At 35.8% G+C, this 20979-nt stretch carries 16 protein-coding genes; 12 read left to right on the top strand and 4 right to left on the bottom strand.

What is annotated here, in order from left to right:
• Positions 1-5: 5 nt before the first annotated feature.
• The 5 genes from greA to eno all read left to right on the top strand — a co-directional run bounded on the left by greA (position 6) and on the right by eno (position 5729).
• On the top strand, positions 6-479 hold the full coding sequence (greA, locus tag IAE52_RS08445) for a transcription elongation factor GreA (protein ID WP_033899645.1): 474 nt from the start codon (positions 6-8) through the stop codon (positions 477-479).
• A gap of 176 nt (positions 480-655) precedes the next feature.
• The gene (locus IAE52_RS08440; protein WP_010905471.1) at positions 656-1111 is read left to right on the top strand and encodes a CtsR family transcriptional regulator; all 456 of its coding nucleotides are present in this window, start codon (positions 656-658) and stop codon (positions 1109-1111) included.
• Positions 1101-3551, top strand: a complete 2451-nt coding sequence (locus IAE52_RS08435; protein ID WP_012897346.1) for an ATP-dependent Clp protease ATP-binding subunit — start codon at positions 1101-1103, stop codon at positions 3549-3551. Before IAE52_RS08440 ends, IAE52_RS08435 begins: the two co-directional genes overlap by 11 nt.
• Before the next feature lie 134 nt (positions 3552-3685).
• The gene (hpf, locus tag IAE52_RS08430) at positions 3686-4243 is read left to right on the top strand and encodes a ribosome hibernation-promoting factor, HPF/YfiA family (RefSeq protein WP_003129564.1); all 558 of its coding nucleotides are present in this window, start codon (positions 3686-3688) and stop codon (positions 4241-4243) included.
• A 184-nt stretch (positions 4244-4427) separates the two neighbouring features.
• Positions 4428-5729 carry a surface-displayed alpha-enolase gene (gene eno / locus IAE52_RS08425; protein WP_010905473.1) on the top strand — a complete coding sequence of 434 codons (1302 nt, stop codon included), beginning with the start codon at positions 4428-4430 and terminating at the stop codon, positions 5727-5729.
• A 114-nt stretch (positions 5730-5843) separates the two neighbouring features.
• On the opposite strand, the gene IAE52_RS08420 is transcribed toward eno, so the two are convergent.
• From IAE52_RS08420 to IAE52_RS08405, 4 genes are all read right to left on the bottom strand, one after another.
• Positions 5844-6515 carry an ABC transporter ATP-binding protein gene (locus IAE52_RS08420; protein ID WP_017864216.1) on the bottom strand — a complete coding sequence of 224 codons (672 nt, stop codon included), beginning with the start codon at positions 6513-6515 and terminating at the stop codon, positions 5844-5846.
• 2 nt (positions 6516-6517) lie between these two features.
• The gene (locus tag IAE52_RS08415) at positions 6518-7591 is read right to left on the bottom strand and encodes an ABC transporter permease (protein ID WP_003129569.1); all 1074 of its coding nucleotides are present in this window, start codon (positions 7589-7591) and stop codon (positions 6518-6520) included.
• A gap of 11 nt (positions 7592-7602) precedes the next feature.
• Entirely contained in the window at positions 7603-8172 is a 570-nt protein-coding gene (locus tag IAE52_RS08410) for a TetR/AcrR family transcriptional regulator (protein WP_012897348.1), read from the bottom strand.
• 185 nt (positions 8173-8357) lie between these two features.
• Positions 8358-9881: a class I adenylate-forming enzyme family protein gene (locus tag IAE52_RS08405; protein WP_109990681.1), complete on the bottom strand. Its 1524-nt coding sequence runs from the start codon at positions 9879-9881 to the stop codon at positions 8358-8360.
• Positions 9882-10072: 191 nt separating this feature from the next.
• Here IAE52_RS08405 and IAE52_RS08400 point away from each other — a divergent pair, with 191 nt between their 5' ends.
• The 7 genes from IAE52_RS08400 (at position 10073) to IAE52_RS08370 (ending at position 20891) form a co-directional block, all read left to right on the top strand.
• Entirely contained in the window at positions 10073-10990 is a 918-nt protein-coding gene (locus tag IAE52_RS08400; protein ID WP_003129577.1) for a magnesium transporter CorA family protein, read from the top strand.
• A gap of 261 nt (positions 10991-11251) precedes the next feature.
• Positions 11252-13615 (top strand): formate C-acetyltransferase, encoded by a 2364-nt coding sequence (gene pflB, locus IAE52_RS08395; RefSeq protein ID WP_039114795.1) that lies wholly within the window; start codon positions 11252-11254, stop codon positions 13613-13615.
• Between the two features lie 131 nt (positions 13616-13746).
• Complete coding sequence (coaE, locus tag IAE52_RS08390; protein WP_109990682.1) at positions 13747-14406, top strand: dephospho-CoA kinase; 660 nt, start codon at positions 13747-13749, stop codon at positions 14404-14406.
• Positions 14407-14408: 2 nt separating this feature from the next.
• Positions 14409-15626 carry a multidrug efflux MFS transporter gene (locus tag IAE52_RS08385; protein WP_012897350.1) on the top strand — a complete coding sequence of 406 codons (1218 nt, stop codon included), beginning with the start codon at positions 14409-14411 and terminating at the stop codon, positions 15624-15626.
• Positions 15623-15769: a 50S ribosomal protein L33 gene (gene rpmG, locus IAE52_RS08380; protein ID WP_003129585.1), complete on the top strand. Its 147-nt coding sequence runs from the start codon at positions 15623-15625 to the stop codon at positions 15767-15769. Before IAE52_RS08385 ends, rpmG begins: the two co-directional genes overlap by 4 nt.
• 340 nt (positions 15770-16109) lie before the next feature.
• Complete coding sequence (locus IAE52_RS08375; RefSeq protein WP_012897351.1) at positions 16110-17372, top strand: FtsW/RodA/SpoVE family cell cycle protein; 1263 nt, start codon at positions 16110-16112, stop codon at positions 17370-17372.
• Between the two features lie 105 nt (positions 17373-17477).
• Complete coding sequence (locus tag IAE52_RS08370; RefSeq protein WP_109990683.1) at positions 17478-20891, top strand: pyruvate carboxylase; 3414 nt, start codon at positions 17478-17480, stop codon at positions 20889-20891.
• The last annotated feature ends 88 nt before the right edge of the window (positions 20892-20979 follow it).

Here is a 20979-nt window from a genome sequence, read left to right as displayed (position 1 = left end):
GAAATATAATGGAAAAAACATTCCCAATGACCCAAGAAGGGCTTGATAAATTAAAATTAGAACTTGAAAATTTAAAACTTGTGAAACGTCCAGAAGTCATTGACCGTATCAAAGTTGCTCGTAGCTATGGTGACCTTTCAGAAAACTCAGAGTACGAAGCAGCTAAAGATGAACAAGCCTTTATCGAAGGACGTATTTCAACTGTTGAAACAATGATTCGTTATGCTGAAATTGTTGATAACGCAAAAATTGCTAAAGACGAAGTAGCACTTGGTAAAAACGTAACTTTTGTTGAAGTTGGCGAAACTGACGAAGAATCTTATCAAATTGTTGGTACTGCTGAAGCTGACCCATTTTCAGGAAAAATTTCTAATGAATCACCAATTGCTCGAGTTTTGATTGGTAAAAAAATTGGAGACATCGTAAATGTACCACTTCCAGTTGGCGAAATGACAGTTAAAATTGTAAAAGTTGACTAATTATTTTAGAATATAATAAGTAAAAAAGCCGTCAGTAACGGTTTTTTTATTTTTCAACGCTTAAGTCTGTCAGTAAGTTAAAATTGCTATTTTTGGTAAAAATAATATTTTTCAGGTATAATAGTCAGTAATAGTCAAAGATTATTTAGAAAATGGATGAAAGAAAGGATGGAGCGATGGCAGGTCAAAAAAATACATCAGATATTATCGAAGCTTATCTGAGAAAGCTTTTAGAAGAAGCACAAGTCATTGAAATTAAACGAGCGGACTTAGCCAATCAATTTGATGTCGTGCCGAGTCAGATTAATTATGTGATAAAAACACGATTTACGGCCTCAAAAGGCTTTGATGTGGAATCAAAACGTGGTGGCGGTGGCTACATCAAAATTGTTAAGTATCAATATTCTGCTCGTCATGAATTCTTAACGGCTCTTTACCAGAAGGTTCCAGCTAATCTCTCAAGTAAAGCTGCCCATGATATCGTTCAACTTCTCTTTGATGAGAAAGTACTGACAGAACGTGAGGGAAATCTACTTTTGTTAGTCATTACTGACGGAGCCATTAGTCCCTTTACTCGTGGTATAATGATGAAAAGTATAATAAACAGATTGGACCGTGACGATGAAATTTGAAAATATAAAATATACACCAACGCTTGACCGAATTTTAGAAAAAGCGGAAGAGTATGCTCACCAATATCAATATGGCACCATTGAAAGTGCTCATTTACTAGCTGCAATGGCAACGACCTCAGGCTCAATTGCTTACAGCCTTCTTGCAGGAATGAATGTTGATTCTTCTGACTTACTGATTGATTTAGAGGATTTATCAAGTCATGTTAAGGTCAAACGTTCAACTTTACGTTTTTCACCTCGTGCAGAAGAAGTGATGACTGCGGCAAGTTTTTTAGCAATTCATAATAACTCAGAAGCCGTTGGAACAGAACACCTGCTTTATGCCCTACTTCAAGTAGAAGATGGATTTGGTCTTCAACTTCTAAAATTACAAAAAATCAATATTGTATCTTTGCGAAAAGAGCTTGAGAAAAGAACTGGACTCAAAGTTCCAGAAAGTAAAAAAGCTGTGACTCCAATGTCAAAACGTAAGATGGCAAAGGGAGTTGCAGAAAATTCAACGACGCCAACGTTAGACTCTGTATCCTCAGATTTAACCGAAGAAGCTCGCTTGGGTAAACTTGACCCAATGATTGGACGAGAAGCTGAAATTGACCGTTTGATTCATATTCTCAGCCGCAGAACAAAAAATAATCCTGTCTTAGTTGGAGAGCCCGGTGTTGGGAAATCAGCAATTATTGAAGGTTTGGCCCAAAGAATTGTCAATGGTCAAGTTCCAATTGGTTTGATGAATAGTCGAATTATGGCCTTGAATATGGCGACTGTTGTTGCTGGGACAAAATTTAGAGGTGAATTTGAGGATCGTTTGACAGCTATTGTTGAAGAAGTTAGCAGTGATCCAGATGTCATTATTTTCATTGATGAATTACACACAATCATCGGTGCTGGTGGCGGTATGGATTCTGTCAATGATGCCGCAAATATTTTGAAACCAGCGCTTGCTCGTGGTGATTTTCAAATGGTCGGAGCAACAACCTATCATGAATATCAAAAATATATTGAAAAAGATGAAGCTTTAGAACGCCGTTTGGCGAGAATAAATGTTGATGAGCCAAGTCCAGATGAAGCGATTGCTATTTTACAAGGCTTACGTGAAAAATTTGAAGACTATCATCAAGTGAAATTTACTGACCAAGCCATTAAAAGTGCTGTAATGCTCAGTGTTCGTTATATGACTAGCCGAAAATTGCCTGACAAAGCCATTGATTTACTTGATGAAGCTGCAGCAGCAGTGAAAATTTCTGTCAAAAATCAACAAACAAAACGTCTTGATTTAGAAAAAGAATTAGCGGAAGCTCAAGAAGAATTATCAGAAGCTGTCATTAAACTTGATATTAAAGCGTCTCGTACAAAAGAAAAAGCAGTTGAAAAAATTGCTGACAAGATTTATAAATTCTCAGTAAAAGAAGATAAACGTCAAGAAGTTACTGACCAAGCTGTTGTTGCTGTTGCCTCAACACTGACAGGTGTTCCAATCACACAAATGACTAAGTCTGAAAGTGATCGTTTAATCAATCTTGAAAAAGAATTACATAAACGAGTTGTTGGACAAGAAGAAGCTATTTCTGCCGTTTCAAGAGCCATTCGTCGGGCACGTTCCGGTGTTGCTGACAGCCGTCGTCCAATGGGTTCTTTCATGTTCCTTGGACCAACAGGGGTTGGTAAAACCGAACTTGCTAAAGCACTGGCTGACAGTGTGTTTGGTAGTGAAGATAATATGATTCGTGTTGACATGAGTGAATTCATGGAAAAACATTCGACTTCACGCTTGATTGGAGCTCCTCCAGGGTATGTAGGTTATGATGAGGGTGGTCAATTGACAGAACGCGTTCGTAATAAACCTTATTCTGTTGTTCTTTTAGATGAAGTCGAAAAAGCTCATCCTGACGTTTTCAACATCATGTTGCAAATTCTAGATGATGGCTTTGTGACTGATACTAAAGGTCGTAAAGTTGATTTCAGAAATACAATTATTATCATGACTTCAAACTTGGGAGCGACTGCTCTTCGTGATGATAAGACAGTTGGTTTTGGCGCTAAAAATATCACAGCTGATTATTCAGCCATGAAATCAAGAATATTAGAAGAGCTTAAACGTCATTATCGTCCTGAGTTTCTTAATCGAATTGATGAAAATATTGTTTTCCACTCATTGGAAAGTCAAGAGATTGAACAAATTGTTAAAATTATGAGTAAATCTTTGATTAAACGTCTGGCAGAACAAGATATTCATGTGAAACTCACACCGTCAGCGGTGAAACTAATTGCTGAGGTAGGTTTTGACCCAGAATATGGTGCACGTCCGCTCCGCAAGGCTCTTCAAAAAGAAGTTGAAGACCTTTTAAGTGAACAATTGCTCTCTGGTGAAATCAAAGCAGGTAATCATGTTTCAATTGGGGCATCTAATAAAAAAATTAAAATCGCTCAAATTGTTTGAGATGAAAGCTGTTTCATGTTATAATTAAATTAGAAATAAAGGAAAGGACAGTTCGAAAAGATTCAGAAGTCCTGAAAATTCCAAAAGTTTAAGGGCTTCATTGAAACAAAAAGAACTGTTGAAGAGGTACTCTTATGATCAAATTTAATATCCGTGGCGAAAACGTCGAAGTGACTGATGCAATCCGCGCTTATGTTGAAGATAAAATCGGAAAACTTGATAAATATTTCAACGATGGTCATGAAGTAACAGCCTATGTTAATCTTAAAGTTTACAGCGAAAAACGAGCTAAAGTTGAAGTAACTCTTCCAGCTAAAAATGTCACTTTACGTGCAGAAGATACTTCACAAGATATGTATTCTTCAATTGATTTTGTTGAAGAAAAACTCGAACGTCAAATTCGTAAATATAAGACACGTATGAACCGTAAACCACGCAATGCTGTCCCAACAGGACAAGCTTTTGGCGATGAGTTTGCACCATTAGAAAAAGCCGATGAAGTTGCTGAGGATCACGTAGATATTGTACGTACTAAACATGTTGCTTTAAAACCAATGGATGCCGAAGAAGCAGTGCTTCAGATGGATATGTTGGGACATGATTTCTACGTCTTTACAGATGCTGATAGTAACGGAACCCATGTCGTTTACCGTCGTACAGATGGTCGTTATGGTTTAATTGAAACAGAATAAAAAAATAAGGATAGATTTTTCTATCCTTTTTTATTAATGTTCAGATAAAAAATCAAAATGTAAGCGCAAAACCTTTTGAAGTTTAGCTTTGCGAAGATTTTCACTTGAAAAATCTTTCAAAAAATAGTAAAATCAAAGATGTATTAAGAGTGCAGACGCACTTAAAAATAATAAGGAGACTAAAATGTCAATTATTACTGATATTTATGCTCGCGAAGTCCTTGACTCACGCGGTAACCCAACACTTGAAGTTGAAGTTTACACTGAAGACGGTGCATTCGGTCGCGGTATGGTACCTTCAGGTGCTTCTACTGGTGAACATGAAGCGGTTGAACTTCGTGATGGCGACAAATCTCGCTACAACGGACTTGGTACTCAAAAAGCTGTTGACAACGTAAACAACATCATCGCTGAAGCTATCATCGGTTATGAAGTTACTGACCAACAAGCTATTGACCGTGCAATGATCGCTCTTGACGGTACTGAAAACAAAGGTAAATTGGGAGCTAACGCTATCCTTGGTGTTTCTATCGCTGCTGCTCGTGCTGCTGCTGATGAACTTGGTGTTCCACTTTACAACTACCTTGGCGGATTCAACGCTAAAGTATTGCCAACTCCAATGATGAACATCATCAATGGTGGTTCTCACTCAGACGCTCCAATCGCTTTCCAAGAATTCATGATCGTACCAGTTGGTGCACCTACATTCAAAGAAGCGCTTCGTTGGGGTGCTGAAATCTTCCACGCTCTTAAGAAAATTCTTAAAGCTCGTGGACTTGAAACAGCTGTCGGTGACGAAGGTGGATTCGCTCCTAAATTCGACGGAACTGAAGACGGTGTAGAAACTATCCTTAAAGCAATCGAAGCAGCTGGTTACAAAGCTGGTGAAGATGGCGTTATGATCGGTTTCGACTGTGCATCATCAGAATTCTACGAAAACGGTGTTTACGACTACACTAAATTCGAAGGTGAAGGCGGTAAAAAACTTTCAGCTTCTGAACAAGTTGACTACCTTGAAGAACTCGTTTCTAAATACCCAATCATCACTATTGAAGATGGTATGGACGAAAACGACTGGGATGGATGGAAAATCCTTACTGAACGTCTTGGTAAAAAAGTTCAACTCGTTGGTGACGACTTCTTCGTTACAAACACTAAATACCTTGAACGTGGTATCCGTGAAAATGCTTCAAACGCTATCTTGATCAAAGTTAACCAAATCGGTACTTTGACAGAAACTTTCGAAGCTATTGAAATGGCTAAAGAAGCTGGTTTCACAGCAATCGTTTCTCACCGTTCTGGTGAAACTGAAGATTCAACAATCTCAGATATCGCTGTTGCAACTAACGCTGGTCAAATCAAAACTGGTTCACTTTCACGTACAGACCGTATGGCTAAATACAACCAATTGCTTCGTATCGAAGACCAATTGGCTGAAGTGGCTCAATACAAAGGTCTTAAAGCATTCTACAACCTTAAAAAATAAGGTTTACCAACGAATGATTTAGATATAATCCTTCTCTTTATTTAGAGAAGGATTATTTTTTATAAAAAATATTCTATGAAAAAACTACTAGTAAGCTAGTAGTTTTTATTTTATTTAGATTTTTGATAAGAGTCCATCTTCAATCTTATAAACACTGTCACTATTTTTAATCATTCTTTGGTCATGAGTGACCATGATTGTTGCTTTATTCTTCAAATGAGCTTCTTGTCTTAATAATTCAACAACCTGATAAGCATGCTCAGTGTCTAAACTTGCTGTTGGTTCATCGGCCAAAATTAAATTTGGTTCATTAAAGAGAGCACGAGCAATAGCTGCCCTTTGTCTTTCACCACCAGAAAGATCACTAGGATGTTTATCTTTTAAGTCTAAAATATCAAGTGATTTAAGAAGTTCAATCCCTTTTTTAGAAGTTAGTTTTTCGTGATTGATTTTATCAATAAGGAGAAATTGTTCTTCAATAGTCAAATAAGGAATCAAATTAGAACTTTGGAGGATGAAACCTATTTCTTTAAATCTAAGTTTAGAACGTTTTTTTTCTGACAATGGTGTAAAATCTAAGCCATTGATTGAAATGTTCCCAGAAGTTGGACTTTGTAAACCACCTGCAATTGTGAGAAATGTACTTTTGCCTGAACCGGAGGGACCAATAATTGAAACAAATTCTCCTTGATTGACTGCTAAATCAATTCCTTTGAGTGCCTGAATCTCATTATGACCACTACCAAAAGATTTTTTTACATTTTCCATTTTAAGAATTGTTTTCATTTTTAACCTCCAATTGCTTTCGTTGGGTCAATTTTACGGATAGTAATGATTGAAAAAAGTGACCCAATAATTGATACGATGATGAGAATTAAAGCATAGAGCAACCAGTTTGTAAGACTAATTTCAAAAGGCATTGCATCGGGTAAGATAAAGCTAGTTCCATAACTTGCTATAAAAGCAACGAAGACGCCAACTAAACTAATGATAAAGCTTTGACCAAGTAAAGAGTTCATTATTATGCGATTTGAAATTCCTTGGGCTTTCATTATGCCAAAAATCGGAACTTTTTGAAGAGTTATAACATACATAAAGACTCCAATAATCAACAGTACAATCAGAAATAAGAAGTAAATCATTGCGCTGAGTGTCATATTTTGAGCAGAATAACCTGGAATATCGTTAATTAAATCAGAAATAGAGAGGACTTTATATTGATTTGAAATAGAAGAATCAATCTTAACTTTCCCAGATTTTACAACGACAGCATTAACAGAAGAAGTTGAAGTGCTTTTTTCACCAAACTTTATCTGATTCAAAGCGGAAAATGAGGTATAGATAACAGGCGATGCAGAATAAGAAGAGGATTTTGAAATTCCGACAATTTTTATTTTAATATTATTATTTCCCACGGAAACTTCTTGACCGATTTTATATCCTTGATTTGCCAGCTTTTTTGAGATAATCATTTCTAAATGATTGTCAGTAAATTTTTTTCCCTCAAGAACTTCTGGCATGATTTTAGACTTATCAGGCAGGGCAATAATAGCAATATTGTCTCGCTCGCTCTTTGATTTGCGCATAGAAGTAGAAAACAATGATAATTCTGAACCATTTTCTATATGAATATTACTTAAATCATCAGAAGTAATTTGTGAAGCAGAAATAATATTATTTGAACTTGTTGATAAAACGACTTTTTCGGCCTTCCAATCAAGGACAGCTTGTTTAAATTGACTGGCAAGTCCTACAGATAGTCCGGACAGTATAAAGACTACATAAGCGATTAAAAAAATAATAGCTCCGATTAAGGTGTAACGAGCTTTATTATAACGTATTTCTCTTAGTGCTAAAAACATAAAATCTCCTTTTAGTTTTTTCTGTCAGTAATATAATTAAGTAAACCTTCGGTGACTAATTTGATTTCTTTATCATAATTTTCAATAAAAGTTTTCTCAGTCCAATTTTCACTGAATAATCTATAAACGAGATTATGAACAACTGATTTTAATACTTGTGAAATTGGATTATCATTTTCACTAGCTGGGACGGTTGCTGAACTTTGGGGTTTCCAATCTCTTTCAAGTTCATAAGTCCAATCTAAAAAGCGATATTTATAAAGTTGGTATTGGGGAGAATCAATTAAATTTTCAAGAAGGAGATATTTGTATTTATCTAGAGCCTCTTCAATGGAATTATCTTTTAATAAATTAAAAAATAAATCATGGATTTCAAGGGTTTCTTGCGAGAGGACATAGAAATAAGCATCTTTTAAATCTTCAAAATACTGATAAAAACTTCCTCTCGGAATATCAAGAGCTTTTACGATGTGCATAATTTTGGCCTCGTGAAAAGAATGAGTCTGAAATTCATTTAAACAGGCATCATATACGCGATTACGTTTTTCGTCAGATAGACTAAAATAGGTTGATTTAGGCATTTTTTCTCCAATTCATTCAATTTATGACACTGTGTCATTTATTAAATTCTAACAAATTAATTGATTAACATCAATTAATTAATTTTTTTAAGCAAAAAAACTACTGACAGTTTTGTCAGTAGTTTTGATAATAAATTTGCTGATGTATAAGTGGCTGACAGTTTTGTCAGTAAAATTAGGAACACTTATTTAGCCAATTCTCTTTCAAGAGCTAATCGTTGAACTTTCATTGTTGCTGTACGAGGAATTTCATCGTAAGCCATAAGAATAGGTTCATTTAAAAATGGCAAATCAACAATTGAAGCCCACCAAGCTGACCAATCCATTTCCGCATTTTCAGCTAGAGCCAAAATAGGTTGTGGTTTACCAGATTTATCACGAATAATCACAACTTCATCTAAGAAGTCGTGTTGGTCTAACAGAAGATCTTCAATTGCCAAATTAGATTCAATTTTATCAATTAAATCAACTTGTCTGTCATGTAAAAAGAGAATTCCGTCTTCATTCATGAGACCCCAATCGCCAGTATCCCACCAGTCACCATAGACTTCTTTATTAAAACGTTCTTCTTCTTTATAGTAAGTCAAAGCTCTTCCTTTTGAGAGGAAGTGGATTCTTCCAGGCGTACCTGCAGGACATTCATTTCCATCTTCATCGGCAATACGTGCTTTAGATAATCCAGGCATACCAATCCCCATTTCACGGGCATTAGTGTCTGCTAAAGTTGATAAACGGTGCTTTTTCCAAATCATTGGGCCACATTCTGATTGTCCATAAATTTGTAGGAAGACTGGATCTTTTTGCTTAGAGGCAGAAAGAAAAGTGTGCATTGTTTCTTTATTAATTGCATCAAAAGTTGAGTGAAGGTAACGAATTGAAGCAAAAATCTCAGGTTCTTGCTTTGCAAGATTCGCTAGACGAACAAAATCGTTTGGATGTGTTTCAAAAGCATAAGGCTGATGTTTAGCAAAAAGATTGACAAGATTATCTTTTGATAAATCATTGAGGGGCATAAGTCCAAACCCAAAGGTCATTGCTGATGAAACCCCTATATTGAAACGAGAATGAACAGGAGAAATATGGAAAGCTAAAATTTCTTCCTTATCAGGCATCCAATCCATTACAGTTCTTTGAAGTACCCAACGCCAACCCATTGAATTAGCAGAGTGAGCGATTAATTTTGGTACACCAGTTGTTCCAGAAGTATGAGTGAGATAAGCAATCTCATCACTGGCCAATTGCTGACTGTCAGCAATTTGAATAGGTTTTTCCAAAGCAAATTTACTGACAGAAAGTTTTTTAGAATCTTCAAGATTCTTCATTTCATTTACAGTTTTGTCAGTAACTTGGTCATAAATGAGCCAAGGATTACCTAAACGTCCAGCTAAAATATCCATTGTTTCGGCAGGAAGATGATAAGAAATCATTGCTGGAACAGCGCCTAGATAAGAAACAGCAACAGCTAAAAGATAGGTATCAAAAGCACTTGATTTAAAAATAATGACTTTATCCGATTTTTTGATTCCCAACTCAGATAAGAGACTTGCCTTATCAACAATTGCTTGATGAGTCTTTTGGTAAGTCGTTTCAAGAGCTAGTTCAGGGAAAGCTCCAACAGCCTCATCAAAGATAATTGGGCTATCAGGAAACTGTTCAGCTGATTTTTTAAAGTTTAGATACAAATTTAGGGGTTCGTGTTTGAATTTCAAAAAAAATCTCCTCAAGTTAATAAGTTTATTATATCACAAAGTATTCTTTAGACCAATAGTTAATGTAAATGTTTTCTTAAGTCGTAGAGAATAAAATACTCGGAAAAAAAGTCTAAAATCTGCTACAATTAAAGGGACACTAAGAGGATTCCAATCCTCTTTTATCAGGAAAAGAAGGGATAGATAGGAAAATGATTAAAAATTATGAACTATCCAACGAAAAAAAATTAATTTCAACCTCTGAAATGAAGAATTTCACCTATGTTCTCAATCCAACACGTGAAGAAATTGGGAATATTTCTGAATACTATGACTTCCCTTTTGACTATTTATCAGGAATTTTGGATGACTATGAAAATGCCCGTTTTGAAACAGATGATAATGATAATAATCTGATTCTCTTACAATATCCTGCACTTTCTAATTATGGAGAAGTGGCGACTTTTCCATATTCTTTGGTTTGGACTAAAAATGAATCGGTTATTTTAGCACTTAATCATGAGATTGATAATGGCTTAATTTTCGAGCGTGAATATGATTATAAACGCTACAAACATCAAGTTATTTTTCAAGTGATGTATCAAATGACACACACTTTCCATGATTATTTGAGAGATTTCCGAACAAGGCGTCGCAGACTTGAACAGGGAATCAAAAATTCAACAAAGAACGACCAAATTGTTGATTTGATTGCCATTCAAGCAAGTTTAATTTATTTTGAAGATGCCTTGCACAATAATATGCAAGTACTTCAGGATTTTATTGATTACTTGAGAGAAGATGATGAAGACGGTTTTGCTGAAAAGATTTATGATATTTTTGTCGAAACAGACCAAGCTTATACAGAAACCAAGATTCAGCTCAAGTTACTAGAAAATCTCCGAGATTTGTTCTCAAACATTGTCTCTAATAACTTGAACATTGTCATGAAAATCATGACATCAGCTACTTTCGTTCTAGGGATTCCAGCAGTAATTGTTGGTTTTTACGGAATGAATGTTCCAATTCCTGGTCAAAATTTTAATTGGATGGTTTGGCTTATTTTAGTTCTAGGAATTTTATTATGTGTTTGGGTCACTTGGTGGTTACATAAAAAAGATATGTTATGAAATGGAGAAAAATCTCCATTTTTTTTCCTCTTTGTGAAAAAATTAATTAGTGATTGCAGATTATGAAGTTAGCAATGTTTGTTAAAACTATTTTGTGAATTATTTATGAAAACGTTTTAAAAAAGTATAACAGATATTAAAATAATTGGAACTGTATTAGTAAAGAATCTGTAATTTCTCTTGAATTCTGTTTGCTATTCTCAAACTGTATGATATAATGAAGTTGTAATTTGAAACAGAAAGAACAAAGGAGATTTCAAAATGAAAACCGAAGTTACGGAAAATATCTTTGAACAAGCTTGGGATGGTTTTAAAGGAACCAACTGGCGTGATAAAGCAAGCGTTACTCGCTTTGTACAAGAAAACTACAAACCATATGATGGTGATGAAAGCTTTCTTGCTGGGCCAACAGAACGTACACTTAAAGTAAAGAAAATTATTGAAGATACAAAAGCTCACTATGAAGAAGTTGGTTTTCCCTTCGATACTGACCGCGTAACCTCTATTGATAAAATCCCTGCCGGATATATCGATGCTAATGATAAAGAACTTGAACTTATCTATGGGATGCAAAATAGCGAACTTTTCCGCTTAAACTTCATGCCAAAAGGTGGACTTCGTGTTGCTGAAAAGATTTTGACAGAACACGGTCTTTCAGTTGACCCAGGTTTGCATGATGTTTTGTCACAAACAATGACTTCTGTAAATGATGGAATCTTCCGTGCTTATACTTCAGCAATTCGTAAAGCACGTCATGCTCATACTGTAACAGGTTTGCCAGATGCTTACTCTCGTGGACGTATCATTGGTGTCTATGCACGTCTTGCCCTTTACGGTGCTGATTACCTTATGAAGGAAAAAGCAAAAGAATGGGATGCAATCACTGAAATTAACGAAGAAAACATTCGTCTTAAAGAAGAAATTAATATGCAATACCAAGCTTTGCAAGAAGTTGTAAACTTTGGTGCTTTATATGGTCTTGATGTTTCACGTCCAGCTATGAACGTAAAAGAAGCAATTCAATGGGTTAACATCGCTTATATGGCAGTATGTCGTGTCATTAATGGAGCTGCGACTTCACTTGGACGTGTTCCAATCGTTCTTGATATCTTTGCAGAACGCGACCTTGCTCGTGGAACATTTACTGAACAAGAAATCCAAGAATTTGTTGATGATTTCGTTTTGAAACTTCGTACAATGAAATTTGCTCGTGCAGCTGCTTATGATGAACTTTATTCTGGTGACCCAACATTCATCACAACATCTATGGCTGGTATGGGTAATGACGGACGTCACCGTGTCACTAAAATGGACTACCGTTTCTTGAACACACTTGATACAATCGGAAATGCTCCAGAACCAAACTTGACAGTCCTTTGGGATTCTAAACTTCCTTACTCATTCAAACGTTATTCAATGTCTATGAGCCACAAGCATTCTTCTATTCAATATGAAGGTGTTGAAACAATGGCTAAAGATGGATATGGCGAAATGTCATGTATCTCTTGTTGTGTCTCACCACTTGATCCAGAAAATGAAGAAGGACGTCATAACCTCCAATACTTTGGTGCGCGTGTAAACGTCTTGAAAGCAATGTTGACTGGTTTGAACGGTGGTTATGATGACGTTCATAAAGATTATAAAGTATTCGACATCGAACCTGTTCGTGACGAAATTCTTGACTATGATACAGTTATGGAAAACTTTGACAAATCTCTCGACTGGTTGACTGATACTTATGTTGATGCAATGAATATCATTCATTACATGACTGATAAATATAACTATGAAGCAGTTCAAATGGCCTTCTTGCCTACTAAAGTTCGTGCTAACATGGGATTTGGTATCTGTGGATTCGCAAATACAGTTGATTCACTTTCAGCAATTAAATATGCTAAAGTTAAAACATTGCGTGATGAAAATGGCTATATCTACGATTACGAAGTAGAAGGTGATTTCCCTCGTTATGGTGAAGATGATGATCGTGCTGATGATATTGCTAAACTTGTCATGAAAATGTACCATGAAAAATTAGCTTCACACAAACTTTACAAAAATGCTGAAGCTACTGTTTCACTTTTGACAATTACATCTAACGTTGCTTACTCTAAACAAACTGGTAATTCTCCAGTGCATAAAGGAGTATTCCTCAATGAAGATGGTACAGTAAACAAATCTAAACTTGAATTCTTCTCACCAGGTGCAAACCCATCTAATAAAGCTAAGGGTGGTTGGTTGCAAAACCTTCGCTCATTGGCTAAATTGGAATTCAAAGATGCAAATGATGGTATTTCATTGACTACTCAAGTTTCACCTCGTGCACTTGGTAAAACTCGTGATGAACAAGTGGATAACTTGGTTCAAATTCTTGATGGATACTTCACACCAGGTGCTTTGATTAATGGTACTGAATTTGCAGGTCAACACGTTAACTTGAACGTAATGGACCTTAAAGATGTTTACGACAAAATCATGCGTGGTGAAGATGTTATCGTTCGTATCTCTGGTTACTGTGTCAATACTAAATACCTCACACCAGAACAAAAACAAGAATTAACTGAACGTGTCTTCCATGAAGTTCTTTCAAACGATGATGAAGAAGTAATGCATACTTCAAACATTTAATTCTTAAAATTTAATGAATATTCGGTCTGTCAGTTTTACTGACAGACTTTTTTTACGAAAAAATTAATCATAATAGTTAAAAACTATTGTTTTTAGTTTAAGAAAGTTAAATTTTATGCTAAAATAGATGAATGAAAATGGTAATTGGATTGACAGGCGGAATTGCGAGTGGGAAATCAACGGTGGTTGATTTTTTGATTTCTGAGGGTTATCAAGTGATTGATGCTGACAAAGTTGTCCGTCAATTACAAGAACCTGGCGGAAAACTTTACAAGTCAATAGTAGAAACTTACGGTTTAGATTTTATTGCTGACAATGGACAGTTAAATCGTGAAAAATTAGGAGCTTTAGTTTTTTCTGATCCAAAAGAGCGCGAGAAATTATCAAACTTACAAGATGAAATTATTCGTACAGAATTATATGATAGACGTGATGACTTATTAAAAAAAATGACTGACAAGTCTGTCAGTAAAAATTTTGATTCAAAGAGTCAAGGAAAAAATCTGTCAGTAAATAAGCCAATATTTATGGATATTCCGTTATTAATTGAATACAATTATACCGGATTTGATGAAATATGGTTGGTCAGCTTACCTGAAAAAATACAATTAGAAAGACTGATGGCAAGAAATAAGTTTACGGAAAAAGAAGCTAAAAAACGAATTTCCTCACAAATGCCATTGTCAGAAAAACAAAAAGTCGCTGATGTCATTCTGGATAATTCTGGAACGATTGAAGCACTAAAAAAACAAATCCAGCGAGAACTAGCTAGGATAGAAGAACAGAAATAGAGGTGAATCGCACGAAAACAGTTAATTGGAAAAGGAATTTATTTATAACATGGATTGGCTGCTTTTTTGTAGGTTCATCATTTTCACTCGTCATGCCCTTTCTCCCCTTGTATATTCAAGGACTGGGCGTAAGCGGTGGAAATGTTGAACTTTACTCAGGGTTAGCTTTTTCTTTGCCAGCCTTAGCTTCAGGGTTAGTTGCCCCCATTTGGGGACGTTTAGCTGATGAACATGGGCGTAAAGTGATGATGGTACGTGCCAGTATCGTCATGACCCTAACAATGGGAGGAATAGCTTTTGTCCCTAATGTTTGGTGGTTACTTGGATTACGTTTGCTAATGGGATTTTTCTCAGGCTATATCCCTAACTCAACAGCAATGATTGCTTCACAAGCTCCAAAAGATAAATCAGGCTATGCCCTTGGAACATTAGCAACAGCAATGGTTTCTGGAACACTGATTGGTCCTTCACTTGGTGGGTTATTAGCTGAGTGGTTTGGCATGGCAAATGTCTTTTTGATTGTCGGCGCTCTATTAGCCCTAGCAACTTTACTGACCATTTTCTTTGTTCATGAAAACTTTGAACCAATTGCTAAGGGTGAAATGTTATCTAGTAAAGAAATTATTAATAAAGTCAGTAACAAACAAATTCTTTTTGGATTATTAGTGACAACATTTATTATTCAAATCACCTCGCAATCTATTGAACCATTTGTGACCTTGTATATCAAAACCCTGACGACAAGCACGAACAATTTGATGTTCATTTCAGGTTTAATTGTGTCAGCAGTTGGATTGTCGGCAATGTTATCATCAAGTTTTCTAGGACGTTTAGGAGATAAATACGGTTCACATCGTTTGATTTTGATTGGACTAGTTTTTACATTTATTATTTATTTACCAATGGCCTTTGTGCAAAGCCCACTCCAACTTGGGATATTACGCTTCCTTCTTGGTTTTGGAACTGGTGCTTTGATGCCGTCAGTAAATTCGTTACTTTCAAAAATTACTCCCAAAGAAGGTGTCAGCAGAATTTTTGCTTACGCACAAATGTGTTCTAATTTAGGAATGGTAACCGGTCCATTGGTCGGATCAGCAATTGCAGGTTATATCAGTTATCGAGCAGCAATTGTAGGGACAAGTCTTTTTGTCATTGTTAATATTATTTGGTCCTTTATTAATTTCCGAAAATATCTGCGGAAACGGAGTATTATGGAATGAGAGTAAAAATCACACTAATTTGTAGTTCTTGTGGGAACAAAAATTATATTAGTAGCAAAAATAAAGCAACCCATCCGGAAAAAGTTGAAACAATGAAGTTTTGTCCCAAAGAACGAATTGTTACACTTCATCGTGAAGGTTAGACAGCAAGAATTATCTTGCTGTTTTTTTTATTTATAATAAGTTTTTACTATGTACACTTATTAAGAATTGTGATAATATTATATAATAAAGTAAACAATATTTCATTAGAGGTGTTTTATGCAAAAAAAGACATTATTTTTTCATTATAATAGCAGTTGATGGAGACAGATAAAAATTTTAATCATAATTTTGTGGACTATTTATAAAAGAAAAAATTCAGTTTAAAAAATATATTCGGAAATACCTTATCTTTGGGTCGTAGAAACTTATAAGCACTTTGAAAATCTTTATAAATTATTCAACTCATGCTATAATAATATGAATGAGGAAAAAAAGATAATGAATTTAAATAAGAATAATTTTTTAAACTACTCTATATTGATTCCATACCTAATTCTTGCAGGAATTGGTATTGTGATGGTTTTTTCAACCACGGTTCCTGATCAGTTACAAAAAGGATTAAATCCTTATAAATTAGTAATTAACCAAACAGCATTCGTATTATTGAGTCTCATTATGATTGCAGTGATTTACCGTCTGAAACTTAGAGCCCTTAAGAATAGAAAAATGATAGGAACAATAATGGTTATTTTGATTCTGTCATTAATATTTTGTAGAATAATGCCTTCCAGTTTTGCTCTGACAGCACCCGTAAATGGAGCCAGAGGTTGGATTCATATTCCAGGAATCGGAACGGTGCAGCCAGCAGAATTTGCCAAAGTTTTTATTATCTGGTATTTAGCCTCAGTTTTTTCAACAAAACAAGAAGAAATTGAAAAACGTGATATAAATGAGATTTTTAAAGGAAAGACGCTCTTTCAGAAACTGTTTGGTGGTTGGCGATTACCCGTAGTTGCCATTTTATTGGTTGACCTTATCATGCCTGACCTAGGTAATACTTTGATTATTGCTGCAGTTGCTTTGATAATGATTGGAGCCAGCGGTATATCTTGGCGTTGGTATTCCGGCTATTCAAAATTAATTCTATCTTTGATGGCCATTTTCTTAGGATTTCTTTTCATTGTAGGTGGAAATATCATTCCAAGTTTCTTACCCATCGCTTATATCAATAAACGATTTGAAGCTTTTGTTAATCCTTTTACAGACTTAGCCAATTCTGGACACCAATTAGCTAATTCATATTATGCTATAGTTAATGGCGGTTGGACAGGACGTGGCTTAGGAAATTCGATTCAAAAAAATGGTTTCTTACCAGAAGCTCAAACTGACTTTATCTTTCCAATTGTCGTGGAAGAATTAGGAATCATTGGCGGAATTATTATTCTAGCTATTCTCTTTTTCTTGATAAGCAGAATGTTAATTGTTGGAATTCGTGCTAAAAGTGCCTTTAACTCACTCATTATGATTGGGGTATCTGGTTTATTGTTAGTTCAAGTCTTTGTCAATGTGGGTGGAGCAATCGGAATTATTCCAGAAACAGGAGTAACCTTCCCCTTCCTATCACAAGGAGGGTCGTCCTTCCTTGTCTTATCGTTGGGAATTGCATTTGCATTAAATATTTCAGCTGATGAGAAACGAAGAGAAGTTTCTGAGCTCTCAAATCATTATAGTAGCAGTGTCCCAACTTATGAAAACGATTGACAATTGTCAGTCGTTTAAAAGTGTATAAAAGATTTTTATAATATATGAAAGAGTGAAAGGTAATGACCAATTACCTTTCCAAGCAAGCCTCATTAAGGAGTCAAAATGAAAAAACTACTCGTCGCCAATCGTGGAGAAATCGCCGTTCGTGTCTTTCGTGCCTGTAATGAACTCGGACTTTCTACTGTAGCCGTCTATGCAAGAGAAGATGAATATTCTGTTCATCGCTTTAAAGCAGATGAATCTTATCTAATCGGTCAAGGAAAAAAACCAATTGATGCCTATTTGGATATTGATGATATCATTCGTGTTGCCCTTGAATCAGGAGCGGATGCTATTCACCCAGGTTATGGCCTCTTATCTGAAAATCTCGAATTTGCTACCAAAGTTCGCGCAGCAGGTTTAGTTTTTGTGGGTCCTGAACTTCATCATTTGGATATTTTCGGTGATAAAATTAAAGCTAAAGCAGCTGCCGACGAAGCAAAAGTTCCAGGAATTCCCGGAACAAATGGAGCAGTAGATATCGACGGCGCTTTAGAATTTGCTAAAACTTACGGTTATCCAGTTATGATTAAGGCCGCTTTAGGCGGTGGTGGTCGCGGAATGCGAGTTGCGCGTAATGATGCTGAAATGCATGATGGTTATGCTAGAGCAAAATCAGAAGCAATTGGAGCTTTTGGTTCTGGCGAAATCTATGTTGAAAAATATATTGAAAATCCAAAACATATTGAAGTCCAAATTCTTGGAGATAATCATGGAAATATTATTCACCTCCATGAGCGTGACTGTTCAGTACAACGACGTAATCAAAAAGTCATTGAAATTGCGCCAGCCGTGGGACTTTCACTGGACTTCCGTAACGAAATATGTGAAGCAGCAGTCAAACTTTGTAAAAATGTTGGCTATGTTAATGCTGGTACAGTTGAGTTTCTTGTTAAAGATGATAAATTTTATTTCATTGAAGTAAATCCACGTGTTCAAGTTGAACATACAATTACGGAACTTATCACAGGTGTAGATATTGTCCAAGCTCAAATTTTGATTGCTCAAGGTAAAGACTTACATAGAGAAATTGGACTTCCAGCACAGTCTGAAATTCCACTTTTGGGTTCAGCAATTCAATGTCGAATCACAACAGAAGATCCACAAAATGGATTCTTGCCAGACACAGGTAAAATTGATACTTACCGTTCACCAGGTGGTTTTGGTGTACGTTTAGATGTCGGAAATGCCTATGCTGGATATGAAGTAACTCCATATTTTGATTCACTTTTAGTAAAAGTTTGTACTTTTGCCAATGAATTTAGTGACAGCGTAAGAAAAATGGACCGCGTTCTCCATGAATTCCGTATTCGTGGTGTCAAAACAAATATTCCTTTCTTGATTAATGTTATTGCTAATGAAAACTTCACAAGTGGTCAAGCAACAACAACCTTTATTGATAATACACCAAGTCTGTTCAACTTCCCACACTTACGTGACCGTGGAACAAAGACGCTGCATTATTTATCAATGATTACAGTCAATGGCTTCCCAGGGATTGAAAATACTGAAAAACGTCATTTTGAAGAACCACGTCAACCCCTTCTTAATCTTGAAAAGAAAAAGACAGCCAAAAATATCTTAGATGAACAAGGTGCTGATGCTGTTGTTGATTATGTTAAAAATACAAAAGAAGTATTATTAACAGATACAACTTTACGTGATGCTCACCAATCCTTGCTTGCTACTCGCTTACGTTTACAAGATATGAAAGGAATTGCCCAAGCGATTGACCAAGGGCTACCAGAACTTTTCTCAGCTGAGATGTGGGGTGGTGCAACCTTTGATGTGGCTTACCGTTTCTTGAATGAATCACCGTGGTATCGTCTACGTAAACTACGTAAACTCATGCCAAATACCATGTTCCAAATGCTCTTCCGTGGTTCAAATGCAGTTGGTTACCAAAACTATCCAGATAATGTGATTGAAGAATTTATCCGAGTAGCGGCGCATGAAGGTATCGATGTTTTCCGTATCTTTGATAGTCTTAACTGGTTACCCCAAATGGAAAAATCCATTCAAGCCGTTCGAGATAATGGGAAAATTGCAGAAGCAACAATTTGTTATACGGGAGACATCCTAGACCCAAGCCGACCAAAATATAATATTCAATACTATAAAGACTTAGCAAAAGAATTAGAAGCAACAGGTGCTCATATCTTGGCAGTTAAAGATATGGCAGGTTTATTGAAACCTCAAGCTGCTTATCGTTTGATTTCAGAATTAAAAGATACCGTTGATTTGCCAATTCATTTGCATACACACGATACTTCAGGAAATGGAATCATTACATATTCTGGTGCAACTCAAGCAGGTGTAGACATTATTGACGTAGCAACAGCGAGTCTTGCTGGCGGAACATCTCAACCATCAATGCAATCTATTTACTATGCACTTGAACATGGTCCTCGCCATGCCTCAATTAATGTAAAAAATGCTGAACAAATTGACCATTATTGGGAAGATGTTCGTAAATATTATGCACCATTTGAAGCGGGTATTACAAGTCCTCAGACAGAAGTTTACATGCATGAAATGCCTGGTGGTCAATACACTAACCTAAAATCTCAGGCAGCAGTAGTTGGTCTTGGACATCGTTTTGATGAAATCAAACAAATGTATCGTAAAGTTAACATGATGTTTGGAGATATTATTAAAGTAACTCCTTCTTCAAAAGTAGTTGGAGATATGGCTCTCTTTATGATTCAAAATGATTTAACAGAAGAAGATGTTTATGCGCGTGGTAACGAACTTAATTTCCCAGAATCTGTAGTATCATTCTTCCGTGGAGATTTAGGACAACCAGTGGGTGGCTTCCCAGAAGAATTACAAAAAATTATCGTGAAAGATAAAGCCGTAATTACTGACCGTCCAGGCTTACACGCAGAAAAAGTTGATTTTGAAACTGTTAAAGCAGACCTAGAACAAAAAATTGGCTATGAACCAGGAGATCACGAAGTTATCTCATATATCATGTATCCACAAGTTTTCCTTGATTATCAAAAAATGCAAAGAGAATTTGGAGCAGTTACGCTACTTGACACTCCTACTTTCTTACATGGAATGCGTCTCAATGAAAAAATTGAAGTACAAATTGAAAAAGGTAAAACACTCAGCATTCGTTTAGATGAAATAGGAGAACCTGACCTAGCTGGAAATCGTGTTCTCTTCTTTAACCTAAATGGTCAACGTCGAGAAGTCGTAATTAATGACCAATCTGTACAAACTCAAGTTGTGGCTAAACGCAAAGCCGAAACAGGAAATCCAAACCAAATTGGAGCTACTATGCCAGGTTCTGTTCTTGAAATTTTAGTTAAAGCTGGTGACAAAGTTCAAAAAGGTCAAGCCTTGATGGTTACTGAAGCCATGAAAATGGAAACAACTATTGAAGCACCATTTGATGGCGAGATTGTTGACCTTCATGTGGTTAAAGGTGAGGCAATTCAAACTCAAGACTTGTTAATCGAAATTAATTAATATAAATTAAACCTACCTTTTGGGTAGGTTTTTTATTTTTCTTCAAAAAAATATTTAAATTTTCAGAAAATATATAATTTTCGGAATA

It is taken from the genome of Lactococcus sp. S47 (genome assembly GCF_016517475.1).
GTDB lineage: Bacteria > Bacillota > Bacilli > Lactobacillales > Streptococcaceae > Lactococcus > Lactococcus lactis.
Note: the sequence above shows the minus strand (reverse complement) of the source record. Positions and strands in the feature narration are given on the sequence as shown.